The following is a 13,970-nucleotide window of genomic DNA, read 5'->3' on the forward strand; positions in this document are numbered from 1 at the left end:
TCAGGCTCCCGCGGTCTTGTCAGCGTTCATCGAGGCCTTGAGCGCGGCGAGATCGGCATCGACCTTGTCGCTGGCCTGGAGTTCGGCGATTTCTTCCTCCAGCGTCCTGGGCGCGGCGCCCAGACCCATGCTGTCGGCGCGGCCCTCGGCCATGTCCACGCGGCGCTCCAATATGTCGAAGCGGGCGAAGGCATCGTTGACCTTCTCGCCGGCATAGGCTTCGCGAACCTTCAGGCGGTTCTGCGCGCTTTCCATGCGGGTGATCAGGCTGTTCTGGCGCGCACGCGCCTCACGCAGCTTGGCCTGGAGCTTGGCGATATCTTCCTCCGAAGCGCGGAGCGCATCGTCCAGCACCGTGATTTCCTGGATTAGCTGCTCGGCCATGTCGGCCGCCTTCTGACGCTCCGTCAGCGCGGCCTTGGCCAGATCCTCGCGATCCTTGCTGAGCGCCAGTTGCGCCTTTTCCGTCCAGCTTGACTGAAGCTGGTCGAGGCGAGTGATGTGGCGCCGCATTTCCTTTTGGTCGGCGATCGTGCGGGCAGCGGATGCGCGCACCTCGACCAAAGTCTCCTCCATTTCGAGGATGATCATGCGGATCATCTTCGCCGGATCTTCCGCCTTGTCGAGCAAGTCGGTGACATTGGCGGCGATGATGTCGCGGGTGCGGGAAAAAATACCCATCTGAACTTCACTCCTGGTCTTCTATTAGGGTGCCGGGGCGGGCGAAAGGGGGCTGTCTCCCGTCCCGGCCGATTGTGCGACCGTTACGCCAGATAGCGCACGGTCGCGGGGGTGGTTTGGCAGGCGGCAAGGGTGACGGCTTCGCTTGCCCGGGCCGGGCCGACGGCGGAAAGGATCATGGTCGATCCAAACAGCACGGCGGCAATGGCGACGGACAGGGTCTGGCCGATCTGACGCACTTCGAATTTGGTTTCCTTGCTCATCCTATACACTCCCTGAAACTTGGCCTTCATACTTGATCCGCCTGTATGTTCGGCGGGGTTGTCCAAGATAATGCAGGGCGCGTGCCAATTTTGATTTTCCGCGGAAATTCGTTGCTTTCTGGCAGATGAACGGATTCCGTAGCCCATTTTCTCTTGCCGAAAGTTGGGAAATATGACCAACTATTGGGGATGGAGAAGAATACCCAATTTGTCGGACAATCCTTTGCCTTCCTCGACGCGGTGGAACTGGCGGGACGCGCGGCGGAACTCAATCGGCCGGTGCTGGTGATCGGGGAACGCGGGACGGGCAAGGAGTTGATCGCCGAGCGGCTGCACCACCTTTCCCCGCGCTGGGGCGAGCCGCTGATCGTGATGAACTGCGCAGCCCTGCCCGAAACGTTGATCGAAGCGGAACTGTTCGGCCATGAACAGGGCGCCTTTACCGGCGCGACGCGCGCGCGACCGGGGCGGTTTGAGGAAGCGGACGGCGGCACGCTGTTTCTGGACGAACTGGGCACATTGTCGATGGCGGCGCAGGAACGGCTGTTGCGCGTCATCGAATATGGCGAAGTGACGCGGATCGGCGCGTCGCGGCCCATGATGGTGGATGTACGGATCGTCGCGGCCACCAATGAAGATCTGCCCGCCGCTGCCGAGGCGGGGCGCTTTCGCCCGGACTTGCTCGACCGATTGAGTTTCGAGGTCATCACCCTGCCCCCGCTGCGCGCGCGGGAGGGCGACGTGGCGGTGCTGGCCGACCATTTCGGGCGGCGGATGGCAGCGGAGATCAACTGGCCGCAATGGCCCGGCTTTGCCAGGGCGATCATGGCGGAGATGGAAGGCTATGGCTGGCCCGGCAATGTGCGCGAACTGCGCAATGTCGTGGAGCGGGCGGTGTATCGCTGGGATGACCCCAACCGCCCGATCGACCGGATCACTTTCGACCCCTTCGCCTCCCCCTGGAAGCCAAGCCCGATGGTGGAGCGCCCCTGTGTCGATGCTGCGTCGCCGCCTGCACTGGGCGACAGACGCCCTTCGCCCATGCCCTATGACGGCGAGATCAACGACCTGAAGGCTGCGGTCGACGCGCATGAGGCGGCGATCGTGCGCGCAGCGCTGGAACGTTTTCGCTACAATCAGCGGGCGACGGCGAAGGGGCTGGGCCTCAGTTATGACCAATTGCGGCATTGCATGAAGAAGCACGGATTGATGGCGGGGTGATCCTGCTCGACATCAGCTTGCGCACGACAGTAGAGCAGCGCGCTGACTTTCTGGCGGTGAGCGGGCGATGACCGCCGGGTCGGTAGCGGAGGCCGGATGCCTCACTTATCGATTGACGAGCGAATCGACGACCCATTGATCTTTCGGTGCCCGAAAAAAGGTGATCGAGTGGCCCGGCACGGTCTTCGGGAGGCTGAGGGGGGGGAAAGCCTGCCGAACCGATGCCGGGTCCACTCGATGCGACCCAAGCCTATTCCGAATGCCTTAAGGGGGAGGGCAATCCGGTGCTGAGCCGCATCAAGGATATGGGATGGGCGAAAGACGTTTCAAGGGCAGATCATCCTGCCCTGTTGACGCTTGAGGCCAATCGCCGCATGGCTTTCCGCCATGTTCGACCAAAAAAATTCCGATCAGCAACATAGCGACGCGCCCCTGCGCCTGTTCAACAGCCTGACCCGCACGATCGAGCCGTTTTCGCCGATCGAACCGAACCATGCGCGCGTCTATAGCTGTGGTCCGACCGTCTATAATTACGCCCATATCGGAAACCTGCGCGCCTATGTCTTTACTGATACGTTACGGCGGACGCTGCTGTGGAAGGGGCTGGACGTCACCCACATCATCAACATCACCGATGTAGGCCATCTGACCAGCGATGCGGATGCGGGCGACGACAAGATGGAGGCGGCGGCGCGCGCGCAGGCCAGAAGCATCTGGGACATTGCGGCCCATTATACCGATGCGTTCAAGCGCAATATCGCCGATCTCAACATCCTGCCGCCGAGCGAATGGACGGTCGCGACCGACTATGTGCCGCAGATGATCGCCTTTGCGCAGACGATCGCCCCTACCCATTGCTATGAACTGGAGAGCGGCCTGTATTTTGACACCGCCACCGTGCCCGATTATGGCGCGCTGGCGGGTGGGCGTGACGATGCGGCGCATGCCCGGATCGATCCGGTCGCGGGCAAGCGCAACGCGTCCGATTTCGCCATCTGGCGCAAGTCGCCTGCTGGCGAGCAACGGCAGATGGAATGGGACAGCCCCTGGGGCAAGGGCGCGCCGGGATGGCATCTGGAATGTTCGGTGATGAGTCAGGCCCGCCTTGGCCAGCCGTTCGACATCCACACCGGCGGCATCGACCATCGGGAAATCCATCATCCCAACGAGATTGCCCAGAACCAGGCCTATTGCGGCTGCACGGATACGCAACCGGGCTTCACCGGCGCGCGCTGGTGGATGCACAATAATTTTCTTGTCGACCGGCAGGGCAAGATGAGCAAGTCGAAGGGCGGCTTCACCACCCTCTTTTCGCTGATCGACCGGGGCGTGCATCCGATCGCCTATCGCCTGCTGTGCCTTGGCGCGCATTATCGCAGCGAGTTGGAGTTCAGTGCGGAAAATCTGGGCGCGGCGGTGACGCGATTGAAGCGGCTGGTGATGGCGATCGAAGCACTCAAGAACCGGGCCGAGGGCATCACCTGGCAATCACCGCGCCTCGATTATCTGCGCGCCAACCTGCATCCCAAGCTGGTGCCGCTGCTGGAGCAGTTCGACGCTGCCATCGCCGACGACCTGATGACGCCGCGCGCCCTTCCCCTGCTGGAAGAAGTCTGCGGCATGAAGAAGGTCCCGGTGGACGAGCGATTGTGCCTGATCGCCGCGTTCGATCAGGCGTTGGGCCTCAACCTGCTCACCCTTGCCCGCGCCGACCTGCGCATTGCGCCCAGGGATGCGGCCATCACCGGGCAGGAGATTGAAGCGGAACTGGATCGCAGACAGGCCGCGCGCGCCGATAAGGATTTCGCGCTGTCGGACGAAATTCGCGACGCCCTGATCGCGCGCGGGGTCGAGGTGATGGACGGTGATCCATTGCGCTGGGAATGGCGGCTGGCGTTCGACTGACGTAGCACAATATTCTGTCGCCAAAGCGCGGCTTGGGGATGGACAAGAGCGCATCCCCTTGCCTTGCGCGCCCCACGGGCGTAGAGGCGGCCCCTATTTTTCTTTGGATGCAGGAGAGTGCCCCGTGGCGGCGAACTGGACGCCGGAAAGCTGGAGATCCCATGAGGGATTGCAGATGCCCGAATATAAGGATGCAGCGGCATTGGCCGCAGCAGAGGCCCAGCTTGGCACCTATCCCCCGCTGGTCTTTGCGGGCGAAGCGCGCAACCTGAAGGCAGATCTGGGTAAGGTCGTGCGCGGCGAGGCGTTCCTGCTTCAGGGCGGCGACTGCGCCGAGAGCTTTGCCGAGTTCCATCCGAACAACATCCGCGACACGTTCCGCGTGCTGCTCCAGATGGCCGTCGTGCTGACCTTTGCGTCCAAGCTGCCGGTGGTGAAGGTCGGTCGCATGGCGGGCCAGTTCGCCAAGCCCCGCTCTGCGGGCACCGAGACGATCGATGGCGTGGAACTGCCCAGCTATCGCGGCGACAATGTAAACGACATCGCCTTCACTGCGGAAGGGCGCGAGCCGAACCCGCAGCGGATGGTGCAGGCCTATAATCAGTCGGCGGCGACGCTGAACCTGCTGCGCGCCTTCTCCGCCGGTGGTTATGCCAATCTGCATCAGGTGCATCGCTGGACGCTGGATTTCATGGGCCGCAGCCCGTGGGCCGCGAAGTTCGAGGTGATGGCCGACCGGATCGGCGAGGCGCTCGACTTCATGAAGGCGTGCGGCATCGACGCGGACAGCGTGCCGCAATTGCAGGGCACCAACTTCTACACCAGCCACGAAGCGCTGTTGCTCCCCTATGAGCAGGCGCTGACGCGCCGCGATTCGCTGACCAACGACTGGTATGCGCTGTCGGCGCACATGCTGTGGATCGGCGATCGCACCCGGTTCGAGGGGTCGGCCCATGTCGAATATCTGCGGGGCGTCGACAACCCCATCGGCATGAAGTGCGGCCCCAGCCTGGAGCCGGACGCGCTGCTGCGCCTGCTGGATGTGCTGAACCCCCGTCGTGAGGAAGGGCGGATGACGCTCATCACCCGCTATGGCTATGACAAGATCGAAGCGGGCTTGCCCAAGCTGGTCCGCGCGGTCCAGCGCGAGGGGCATCCGGTCATCTGGTCCTGCGACCCGATGCACGGCAATGTCGTCAAGGCGGCCAATGGCTACAAGACGCGGCCTTTCGAGCGCATCCTGGCCGAAGTGCGCGGCTTCTTTGCCGTCCACCGGGCAGAGGGCAGCTTTGGCGGCGGCATCCATGCGGAGATGACGGGCCAGGACGTGACCGAGTGCACCGGCGGCGCCATTGCCATCACCGATGAGGGGCTGGCGGATCGCTATCACACCCATTGCGACCCGCGCCTCAACGCCGGACAGAGCCTGGAACTGGCCTTCCTGCTCGCCGAAATGCTGAACGAGGAACTGAAGGAGCGTCGGGCAGCCGCCTGAGCAACTGAAGCCCTATTTTTTGCGCAAAATAAGAGCGGGTCGGCTATTAGCTAACCCGCTCTTAATGCATGGTATCTAGTCATGCGTCATGATCTTCCTTCGCCTGATTCCCGGCTGATGGGCTTTTTCGATTCCAAGTGGATCGGCCGCGTCCGCGCGGGCCGACGGGATCATGCCTTGCTGTGGGACAGCGCCGCCGCGCTGGCACAAGTCGGCGCGTTCGAATGCGACCTTGACGATGAACACCTGCGCTGGACCGACGGCGTTTTCGCGCTATTCGGCATGGAGCGCGATGTCCTGCTGGACCGGCGGGATATCGTAACCCTCTATGACGAGGAATCGCGCGAAACACTCCACCGCCTGCGCAGTCACGCGATCGCCACGCGTGGCAACTTTCAGATGGAAGCGCGGATCGTGCGCCCCGATGGCGAGGCGCGCTGGCTTCGCATTCACGCGGCCGTGCGCTGCGAAGCGGGGCGGGCGACACAATTATACGGGATGAAGCAGGACATCAGCGAAGATCGTACGCGTTTCGACGAGATGCGGCGGCTGGCCGAGCTGGACGGCCTTACCGGCCTGCCTGGCCGCATGCCGTTTCAACGCGATTTCCTGGATGCGCCGCAGGGGCATGGGATGCGGGCGCATGTTGGCGCGCTGGTGCTGATCGATGTCGACGGGTTCAAACAGGTCAACGACCGGCACGGCCATGACGCGGGCGATGCCTGCCTGAAGGCCGTCGCGGCGCGCCTGTCGGCGGCCTTTCCCGATGCACGGCTGATCGCCCGAATCGGCGGCGACGAATTTGCGCTGATCTTCGATCAGTTGAGCGCAGCCAGCGATCGACTGGAGCCGCGCCTGAGCGCCGCGCTGCGCGTCATCGCCCGGCCAGTGCAGTGGCGCGGCGACGCCATGACGTTCAGTGCCTCGGCGGGAATCGCCTATCCCGATGATGAAGCGGAAGACGCAACAACCCTTTTTGCCAGCGCCGACGCTGCACTTTATGCGGCCAAGCGCGGGGGGCGTAACGGCTATCGCGTGCGGCGACGAGTCGCCTGACGATCTCGTTCTTTGGGCATAATCCGCCTATTCCGCTGCCATCGCATAATTGGCGCGCGGTAACTCCTGCGCCAATGCCTCCGCCAGCACCGTGATCAGCGCCTGGACACGCGGCAATCCCGATCCCGGTTCGTCCAGTGCGGCATCCAGATAGAGCGCGCGATCAATCTCGATCTGGAGCGCGTGAAACCCCGCCCCCGGTCGACCATGCCGCTCTATCAGGTGATCGCCCGCATAGGGATGATTTTGTGCGCTCGCAAAACCGCGGGCCGTGGCGATATCCCCCACCAGCGTGCCCAGACGCGGGGCGGCGCTGCGCCCGAAGCGATCCCCCAGCACCAGCATTGGCCCCGCTTCCCCATCGGGCGCGAAGGGAAGAGACGGCATCGAGTGCAGGTCAATGAGGATGGCGTGGCCGTGCGCGGCATGGGCGGCGTGCATCAGCCTGGTCAACGCTGCGTGATAGGGGCGGTGGATTGTCGCGATCCGCCGCTCCAGTTCCACGAAGGGCAAAGGACGCAGCCAGAGATCACCCACGCCCTGAAGGCGACGAGGGACAAGGCCGAGGCCGCCCCGCAGCTTGACGCTCGACTGGAGCGCGTGCGTGCGCGGCAGGTCGCTGACCATGGCAGGATCTATTTCACATTCATGCCGGTTGAGGTCCATCATCGCGCGCGGCGCGCGGGCGACCAGCACGGACCAGCCAGCCGCGATCAGCGGATCGACAAGCAGGTCCGCATAGCGATCCTCCAGCCGTCGCAGCACGGACGGACGAACCCGGGCCAATGCCGACAAGCCGGGCGGATAGTGGCGCCCGGCATGCGGGACGGACAGGATGATGGGTGTCGACGGCACATCGGGGCCATAGCGATCATAGGCCAGGCACTGTTCGATCGGCGCGGTGCGCGGACCATCGCGCGGGGCGGGCTGTTCCAATGCGGCTCCTTTCCCGCCAATATCCAGACCAATAATCATGCTGGCCAAAAAAAGTGGCCGGGCTGGATAATCCTTAAGGGTTGTCGCATATTGTGCCCTCCAACGCCACCCCGCGCGCAGGGGCGGTGAACCATGGTCGAGCGCGTTAGGGATAGTACGGGGCAAATGATTCGCATTTTGCTGGCAGAAGATGATGAAAGCATGCGGCATTATCTGGCGCGTGCGCTGGAACGCTCCGGCTATGAGGTTGTCGCCGTCGCGACGGGTACGCAGGCCGTGCCGCTGATCGAATCCGACCGATTCGACCTGTTGCTGACCGACATCGTCATGCCGGAAATGGACGGCATCGAACTGGCGCAGCATGCCGTCACTGCCGCGCCGGACATGCGCGTGATGTTCATCACCGGCTTTGCCGCCGTTACGTTGAAGGCAGGCAAGGCCGTGCCCCAGGCTAAGGTGCTGTCAAAACCCTTCCACCTGCGCGATCTGGTGCTGGAGGTTGAGCGGATGTTCGGGACCGAAACCATGAGTGGCCTCAACTGATCGTCTGCCAACCCTTGCTCCCCTTAACGGCCACCGGCCATAATCGGGCTGGCCTTTCCTAGTCGTAATTGATAGTCACTCGCATCTTCCTTGAGACCGAGTATATTTCAATTGCGCCTTATTGACCTGCCGTTGCGCCAGCCTGCCTTTGTAGACATGATCGACTGGGAGCGGTTGTCTCCCGCCGAGGGGCAGCGGCTGCGCGAGTTCGGCCTGTGCGAAGGCGCAAGCGTCGAAGCCCTGCATCATGGCGGCCTGCTGGGTCATGGGCCGATCGCCTGCCGCGTCGGGCGAATGACCATCGCCATGCGCCGTGCCCATGCCGCCGCGATCGTCGTGCGGACGGGTCCCGCCGTCGGAGACGTCGCATGAGCACGCTGCCGCTGGTCGCGCTGGTCGGCAATCCGAACGCTGGTAAGAGCGCGCTGTTCAACGCGCTGACCGGCGCGCGGCAGAAGCTGGGCAATTATCCGGGCGTCACCGTGGAACGCAAGGCAGGGCGGCTGGCGCTGTCCGACGGACGGCCCGTCGAACTGGTCGACCTGCCCGGCACCTACAGTCTAAACCCCAATAGCCCCGATGAGCAGGTCACGCGCGATTTCGTGCTGGGCAAGCAACAGGGCGAGCGGCTGCCCGATGTGCTGGTCATCGTCGTCGATGCCGCCAACCTCGACAATCATCTGCGCTTCGCTTTGGAATTGATCGCACTGGGGATGCCGACCGTGGTGGCGCTCAACATGGTCGACCTGGCCACCCGCGACGGGCTGGAACTGGATGCGGCGATCCTGTCGCGCGAACTGGGTGTGCCGGTCGTGCCAACCGTTGCCGTCCGCAAGCGGGGCCTCGATCATCTCAAGACCGAGCTGGAGGGGTTGATCGGCGTGGCCGTCGCGCCCAATCCCGTCCCCATGCGCGCATCCGATGGTCCGCAGGATTTCGACAGCCTGCGCAAGAGCGCCCAAAGGATCGCCCGCGCAGGCATCGTGCGCGAAACCCCTTCCCGCCGGTGGACCGCTGCGGTCGATCGCGTGGCGTTGCACCCTGTCTTTGGCCTGGCTTTGCTGCTGGGTCTGATGTTCGTTATGTTTCAGGCAGTCTATGCCTGGTCGGAAGCACCGATCGCGATGATCGAGGGCTGGGCGGAGGCGATGAGCAATGCCGTCACCGCCACCTTGCCCGACGGAATTTTCCGATCCTTCCTGGTCGATGGCGTCATCAATGGCGTCGGATCAGTCGTCGTCTTCCTGCCGCAAATTCTGATTCTCTTCTTCTTCATCCTGATGCTGGAGGCGACCGGCTATATGGTCCGCGCCGCCTTCCTGATGGATGGCCTGATGGCGCGCGTGGGCCTGTCGGGACGAGCGTTCATCCCCCTCCTCTCCTCCTTTGCCTGCGCCATTCCGGGCATCATGGCGACGCGCACCATATCCGACCCGCGCGACCGGCTGACCACCATATTGATTGCGCCGCTGATGACCTGTTCGGCCCGGCTGCCGGTCTATGCGGTGATCATCGGCGCCTTCATCCCGGCGCGGATCGTGGGGCCGGGGATCGGCCTGCAAGGGCTGGTGCTGTTCCTGCTTTATGTCGCGGGCATCATCGGCGCGCTGGTCGTGGCCCTGATTTTGCGGCTGACCGTGACCAAGGGGAAAAGCAGCGGTTTCCTGATGGAAATGCCCAAATATCAATGGCCGCGTCCGCGCGACATATTGACGGGCCTGTGGCAGCGCGCCGTCACCTTCCTGAAGCGGGCAGGCACCATCATCTTCGCGTCGACCGTCATCCTGTGGCTGCTGCTCAGCTTCCCGCGCGTGCCCGATGGCAATCCTGCCAGCCAGGTCGACCATTCGATCGCGGGACGCATTGCCAGCGGCCTCAATGTCATATTGGAGCCGATCGGCTTCAACCGCGACATTTCGCTGGCACTGATCCCCGCAATGGCCGCGCGTGAGGTCGCCGTGTCGGCGCTCGCCACCGTCTATTCGATCGACGCTGGGGACGACGAAGCCGCGCTGGAACGGAGTCTTGGCGACCGGCTGAAGGACCGCTGGCCGCTGCCGACCGCGCTGGCGTTCCTTGCCTGGTTCGTGTTCGCGCCGCAGTGCATCTCCACCATCGCCGTTACCCGGCGCGAGACCAATGGCTGGAAATGGCCACTGTTCATGGTCGGATATCTGTTTGTGCTGGCTTATATCGCGGCAGGCATAACCTTCTGGACCGCCACGGCCCTAGGTTTGGGTTAGCTTTCGTCTGGACGACGAAAGCGGGGGGCCTATAAGGACCGTTTTCACGCTTCGGAGGAATCATGGCTGGCTCGGTCAACAAGGTCATATTGGTAGGCAATCTGGGCGCTGACCCGGAAGTGAAGAGCTTCCAGAATGGCGGTAAGGTCTGCAACCTGCGCATAGCCACGTCCGAAAGCTGGAAGGATCGCAACAGCGGCGAGAAGAAGGAACGCACGGAGTGGCACACGGTCGCGATCTTCTCCGAAGGGCTGGTCGGCGTGGCCGAACGCTTCCTGCGCAAGGGGTCGAAGGTCTATATCGAGGGTCAGTTGCGCACCCGCAAATGGCAGGACCAGTCGGGTAACGATCGCTACTCGACCGAGGTCGTGCTGCAGGGCCTGGGATCAGTGCTGACGATGCTGGATGGCGCGCCGGGCGGCGGGCAAGGCGGTGGCGGCGGTGGCCGTTCGTCATCGGGCGGCGGCGACTGGAGTGGCGGATCGAGCGGTTATGGCGGCGGCGACTATGATGATGGCGGCTTTGGCGGCGGCGCCAGCAGCGGCGGTCGTTCATCCGGGGGGGGCGGCAATCGGGGCGGCGGTTCGGCCCCCAATTTTGACAATGACCTCGACGATGAAGTTCCGTTCTGATCATGGGTATGGCTACTCAGGTAGCTAATACCAATAAGCATAACGAGTACGCCATTTTTGTTAAGTTCCCTGTAACTAGGGTCAGGACCTGTTAAATTGCTTGCGCATTGGGTGATGGGTTGATTCAATAGCAGCGTTAGGAGGCGCTGCCGATGGATGTTCCGTTTCTGCTGAGTGAGGCGCAGATGCGCCGGATCGAGCCGTATTTTCCCTTGTCTCATGGGGTGCCAAGAGTGGATGATCGGCGGATAGTGTCTGGGATCATTTACGTCATCAAGCACGGGCTGATGTGGCGCGACGCGCCCAAGGAGTATGGCCCACACAAGACGATCTACAATCGTTTCATCCGCTGGAGCAGGCTCGGCGTGTTCAACAAAATCTTCGCTGGCTTGGCAGCAAAGGGCGGCAAGCCCGACCAGTTGATGATCGATGCAACCCACCTGAAAGCACACCGGACGGCGGCAAGCCTGCTTAAAAAGGGGATGTTCCCCGACGTATCGGACGCACCAAAGGCGGCCTGAACTCCAAGCTACATGCCGTATGCGATGGCAAAGGCCGACCGCTCATCATGCTGCTCAGTGAAGGGCAGATGAGCGATTATAAGGGCGCTGCACTGATGATCGATGCCTTCCCGAAGGCAAAGGTCCTGCTGGGCGACAAGGGCTATGACGCCGACTGGTTCCGCGCGGCACTGGCCGACCGCAAGATCACGGCCTGCATCCCGTCAAAGGGGAACCGGAAAGTGCCCATTCCACACGACACGGCGCTCTATAGACAGCGGCACAAAGTCGAGAATATGTTCGGCAGGATCAAGGACTGGCGGCGCATCCACACGCGCTACGATCGTTGCGCCCATACCTTCATGTCCGCCATCTGCATCGCCGCGACCGTTATATTCTGGATCAATCAATGAGTCCTGACCCTAGGGAATATGCACGTTGGCCAATTTATAACGGGCAACAGTTGTGTAACTGTTGCCCGTTTTTATTCCATGAAGCCAATGCCGCCAAATCGGATGTGCCGCTCGTTGAAATGCCGCAGGCCATTTCCGTGGTCACTGCCGAGTCCCTGAAGGAACGTGGGGTGACCCGCCTGGCCGACGCGCTGCGCAGCGTGGCTGGCGTCTCGCGCAGCAGCACCTATGGTTTCTTCGACGCCTACACAATCCGGGGATACGATGCGGCCCATGGCAGCGTCTATCTGGACGGGATATTGAGCGAGGCCGGCGTTGCCAGCAACAATGAGCTGGCTGGCCTGCAGCAGGTGGAGGTGGTCAAAGGGCCGGCATCGGCGCTCTTCGGCTCGGCACCGTTGGGCGGAATCGTCAATCTCGTCAGCAAGTGGCCACAGGCCGAAGCGTTCATGGATGCCACGCTTTCGACCGGCTCCTATGATCTGATCGAAGGCGCGGTGGGCGCCAATGCGCCGCTGGCCAGTGATGGCGCCCTCACCGCCCGGCTCAACCTCGTCTATCGCGATGTCGATCTTCGTGCGCAATTCCGGGCAGAACCGCATCTATGCGTCTCCCTCCCTAAAATGGCAGATAGCGCCAGACACCAGCCTGACACTGCTGGGCGTCTATCAGCGCGATCATGACAATCCTTTCTCGCCGCTGAGCGTCTGGGGCACCATATTGCCAAGCGCCAATGGCCCGACGCCGATCGATTTCTCGGTCAATAACCGCGGCAGTCAGAAACCCGTCTACAACCAGAACCGCAAGTCCATCAGCGCGATGTTCGACCATCGCTTCAGCGATTCCTTCGGGATCAGCCAGACGATGCGCTACACCCACCGCACCACCTATTGGGATCGCTGGATGTTCGTAGCGGGCTATCTGGACGACAATGTCGTGAATGGCGCGCAGCAGGGGCGCACCCTGGGTCGCATGTATTATGGCCCCTACAGTGCAACGGACAAGGATTTCGCTGTCGACAATCGGGCGACAGGCAAATTCACGACCGGGACCGTCCGCCACAACATTCTGGCCGATGTCGATTATCGTCGTAGCACGGGAAGCTATCGCGGCGATGGGGATTTCGACGCCACCCATTTCCCCCTGGACATGGTCGCGCACGACTATGACGAGACGCTGGTGCCCACCCCCGCGCCCTATTCCGGCGGCTCGAAAAACAGTCAGATCGGCTTCTATCTTCAGGATCATATCAATCTGACCGATCGCCTGACGGTGACGTTAAGCGGTCGGTGGGATCGCGCAAAGTCCGACGGCGAATTGCAGACCGCCTTCAGCCCGCGCGTGGGGGCATCCTATGAGATCATCTCCGATGTGAACGTCTATGCCACCTGGGCGAAATCCTTCACCCCGCAGTTTGGATCGCAGATCGTCCTGGAGACTGGTGCTGACGGAGCGCCCAGCGTCATCGGTCAGGCGCCGCCGGAACGCGGCCGGAATATCGAGGACGGCATCAAGTTCGCGCCAGCCAACGGCACTGTCAGCGGCATGATCTCGCTTTACGATCTCAAGCGTGTGTTGACCAGCGACCCCGACTTTCCCAATTTTTCCCGCGTCACGGGCAAGCAGCGTAGCCGGGGCGTTGAGGTGGAGGGCCAGTGGCGCCCGACCCCCGGCGCGACCGTCAGCCTCGCCTATGCCTATATCCGGATGACGAGACAATCCCGGTCGGCACCGAGTTGCAGAATATCCCATGCCATAATGTGAGCCTGTACGGCAGCTACGTCGTTCCGTCAGGGCCACTCGCCAATCTGCTGGACGAACGCGATTTCCCGGACTCCTGCTGCGCCGACCGCATCACGCCGGGACAGCCGCGCAACTGGCGCCTATCGCTCAGCCGTCATTTCTGAGCTTTCCGACATAAGAACCGTTCAATGACGGGTGCGTCCCGTCATTGAACAGGGATTACCGCCAATGATCGCCCAGACCGGCTTCTGGAGTTCAATCAGACCGTCCGCCTTTATTGGCAATCGAAAACGCGGTAAAACAAAGACCTAGGGTCAGGACCTGTTAAATTGCTTGCGC

General features: G+C 62.5%; 15 protein-coding genes. 12 read left to right on the plus strand and 3 right to left on the minus strand.

Annotation, left to right across the window (positions count from 1 at the left end; genetic code table 11):
* Together pspA and WFR25_RS00105 are read right to left on the minus strand one after the other, a co-directional pair.
* The gene (pspA, locus tag WFR25_RS00100; RefSeq protein WP_336967367.1) at nt 1-681 is read right to left on the minus strand and encodes a phage shock protein PspA; all 681 of its coding nucleotides are present in this window, start codon (nt 679-681) and stop codon (nt 1-3) included.
* Between the two features lie 83 nt (nt 682-764).
* Nucleotides 765-944: a hypothetical protein gene (locus WFR25_RS00105; RefSeq protein ID WP_336967369.1), complete on the minus strand. Its 180-nt coding sequence runs from the start codon at nt 942-944 to the stop codon at nt 765-767.
* A gap of 189 nt (nt 945-1,133) precedes the next feature.
* On the opposite strand from WFR25_RS00105, the gene pspF reads away from it, so the two are divergent.
* From pspF to WFR25_RS00125, 4 genes are all read left to right on the plus strand, one after another.
* A complete protein-coding gene (gene pspF, locus WFR25_RS00110) occupies nt 1,134-2,165 on the plus strand; it encodes a phage shock protein operon transcriptional activator (RefSeq protein WP_336967370.1) in 1,032 nt (343 codons plus the stop codon).
* Nucleotides 2,166-2,552: 387 nt separating this feature from the next.
* The gene (cysS, locus tag WFR25_RS00115; RefSeq protein ID WP_336967374.1) at nt 2,553-4,070 is read left to right on the plus strand and encodes a cysteine--tRNA ligase; all 1,518 of its coding nucleotides are present in this window, start codon (nt 2,553-2,555) and stop codon (nt 4,068-4,070) included.
* Between the two features lie 124 nt (nt 4,071-4,194).
* The gene (locus tag WFR25_RS00120) at nt 4,195-5,565 is read left to right on the plus strand and encodes a class II 3-deoxy-7-phosphoheptulonate synthase (protein ID WP_336967377.1); all 1,371 of its coding nucleotides are present in this window, start codon (nt 4,195-4,197) and stop codon (nt 5,563-5,565) included.
* Nucleotides 5,566-5,646: 81 nt separating this feature from the next.
* Nucleotides 5,647-6,621: a GGDEF domain-containing protein gene (locus WFR25_RS00125; RefSeq protein WP_336967379.1), complete on the plus strand. Its 975-nt coding sequence runs from the start codon at nt 5,647-5,649 to the stop codon at nt 6,619-6,621.
* A gap of 27 nt (nt 6,622-6,648) precedes the next feature.
* Here WFR25_RS00125 and WFR25_RS00130 read toward each other — a convergent pair whose 3' ends face one another.
* Complete coding sequence (locus WFR25_RS00130; RefSeq protein WP_336967382.1) at nt 6,649-7,557, minus strand: N-formylglutamate amidohydrolase; 909 nt, start codon at nt 7,555-7,557, stop codon at nt 6,649-6,651.
* Nucleotides 7,558-7,722: 165 nt separating this feature from the next.
* Here WFR25_RS00130 and cpdR point away from each other — a divergent pair, with 165 nt between their 5' ends.
* The 8 genes from cpdR to WFR25_RS00170 all read left to right on the plus strand — a co-directional run bounded on the left by cpdR (nt 7,723) and on the right by WFR25_RS00170 (nt 13,795).
* The gene (cpdR, locus tag WFR25_RS00135) at nt 7,723-8,100 is read left to right on the plus strand and encodes a cell cycle two-component system response regulator CpdR (protein ID WP_336967384.1); all 378 of its coding nucleotides are present in this window, start codon (nt 7,723-7,725) and stop codon (nt 8,098-8,100) included.
* Nucleotides 8,101-8,211: 111 nt separating this feature from the next.
* The gene (locus tag WFR25_RS00140; RefSeq protein WP_336967386.1) at nt 8,212-8,472 is read left to right on the plus strand and encodes a FeoA family protein; all 261 of its coding nucleotides are present in this window, start codon (nt 8,212-8,214) and stop codon (nt 8,470-8,472) included.
* Nucleotides 8,469-10,343 (plus strand): ferrous iron transporter B, encoded by a 1,875-nt coding sequence (gene feoB, locus WFR25_RS00145; RefSeq protein WP_336967388.1) that lies wholly within the window; start codon nt 8,469-8,471, stop codon nt 10,341-10,343. Before WFR25_RS00140 ends, feoB begins: the two co-directional genes overlap by 4 nt.
* 62 nt (nt 10,344-10,405) lie before the next feature.
* Entirely contained in the window at nt 10,406-10,975 is a 570-nt protein-coding gene (ssb, locus tag WFR25_RS00150; RefSeq protein ID WP_336967389.1) for a single-stranded DNA-binding protein, read from the plus strand.
* Nucleotides 10,976-11,127: 152 nt separating this feature from the next.
* Nucleotides 11,128-11,888 (plus strand): IS5 family transposase gene (locus tag WFR25_RS00155; RefSeq protein ID WP_156028742.1). Its coding sequence is split into 2 segments (ribosomal slippage): nt 11,128-11,461 and nt 11,461-11,888, totalling 762 coding nucleotides; the frame shifts between segments, so codons are not numbered across the junction.
* Nucleotides 11,885-12,571 (plus strand): TonB-dependent siderophore receptor, encoded by a 687-nt coding sequence (locus WFR25_RS00160; RefSeq protein WP_336967390.1) that lies wholly within the window; start codon nt 11,885-11,887, stop codon nt 12,569-12,571. The genes WFR25_RS00155 and WFR25_RS00160 overlap by 4 nt, the downstream gene beginning before the upstream one ends.
* Nucleotides 12,465-13,652 (plus strand): TonB-dependent siderophore receptor, encoded by a 1,188-nt coding sequence (locus tag WFR25_RS00165; RefSeq protein WP_336967392.1) that lies wholly within the window; start codon nt 12,465-12,467, stop codon nt 13,650-13,652. Before WFR25_RS00160 ends, WFR25_RS00165 begins: the two co-directional genes overlap by 107 nt.
* The gene (locus tag WFR25_RS00170) at nt 13,649-13,795 is read left to right on the plus strand and encodes a hypothetical protein (protein ID WP_336967394.1); all 147 of its coding nucleotides are present in this window, start codon (nt 13,649-13,651) and stop codon (nt 13,793-13,795) included. The genes WFR25_RS00165 and WFR25_RS00170 overlap by 4 nt, the downstream gene beginning before the upstream one ends.
* Nucleotides 13,796-13,970: the final 175 nt, after the last annotated feature.

Origin of the sequence: Sphingobium aromaticiconvertens (assembly GCF_037154075.1) — a bacterium.
Lineage (GTDB): Bacteria > Pseudomonadota > Alphaproteobacteria > Sphingomonadales > Sphingomonadaceae > Sphingobium > Sphingobium aromaticiconvertens.

Coding starts and splice junctions, on each gene's coding strand:
- cysS (WP_336967374.1), top strand. CDS start 2,553: ATGTTCGACCAAAAAAATTCCGATCAGCAACATAGCGACGCGCCCCTG.
- ssb (WP_336967389.1), top strand. CDS start 10,406: ATGGCTGGCTCGGTCAACAAGGTCATATTGGTAGGCAATCTGGGCGCT.
- WFR25_RS00160 (WP_336967390.1), top strand. CDS start 11,885: ATGAGTCCTGACCCTAGGGAATATGCACGTTGGCCAATTTATAACGGG.
- pspA (WP_336967367.1), bottom strand. CDS start 681: ATGGGTATTTTTTCCCGCACCCGCGACATCATCGCCGCCAATGTCACC.
- cpdR (WP_336967384.1), top strand. CDS start 7,723: ATGATTCGCATTTTGCTGGCAGAAGATGATGAAAGCATGCGGCATTAT.
- WFR25_RS00125 (WP_336967379.1), top strand. CDS start 5,647: ATGCGTCATGATCTTCCTTCGCCTGATTCCCGGCTGATGGGCTTTTTC.
- pspF (WP_336967370.1), top strand. CDS start 1,134: ATGGAGAAGAATACCCAATTTGTCGGACAATCCTTTGCCTTCCTCGAC.
- feoB (WP_336967388.1), top strand. CDS start 8,469: ATGAGCACGCTGCCGCTGGTCGCGCTGGTCGGCAATCCGAACGCTGGT.
- WFR25_RS00105 (WP_336967369.1), bottom strand. CDS start 944: ATGAGCAAGGAAACCAAATTCGAAGTGCGTCAGATCGGCCAGACCCTG.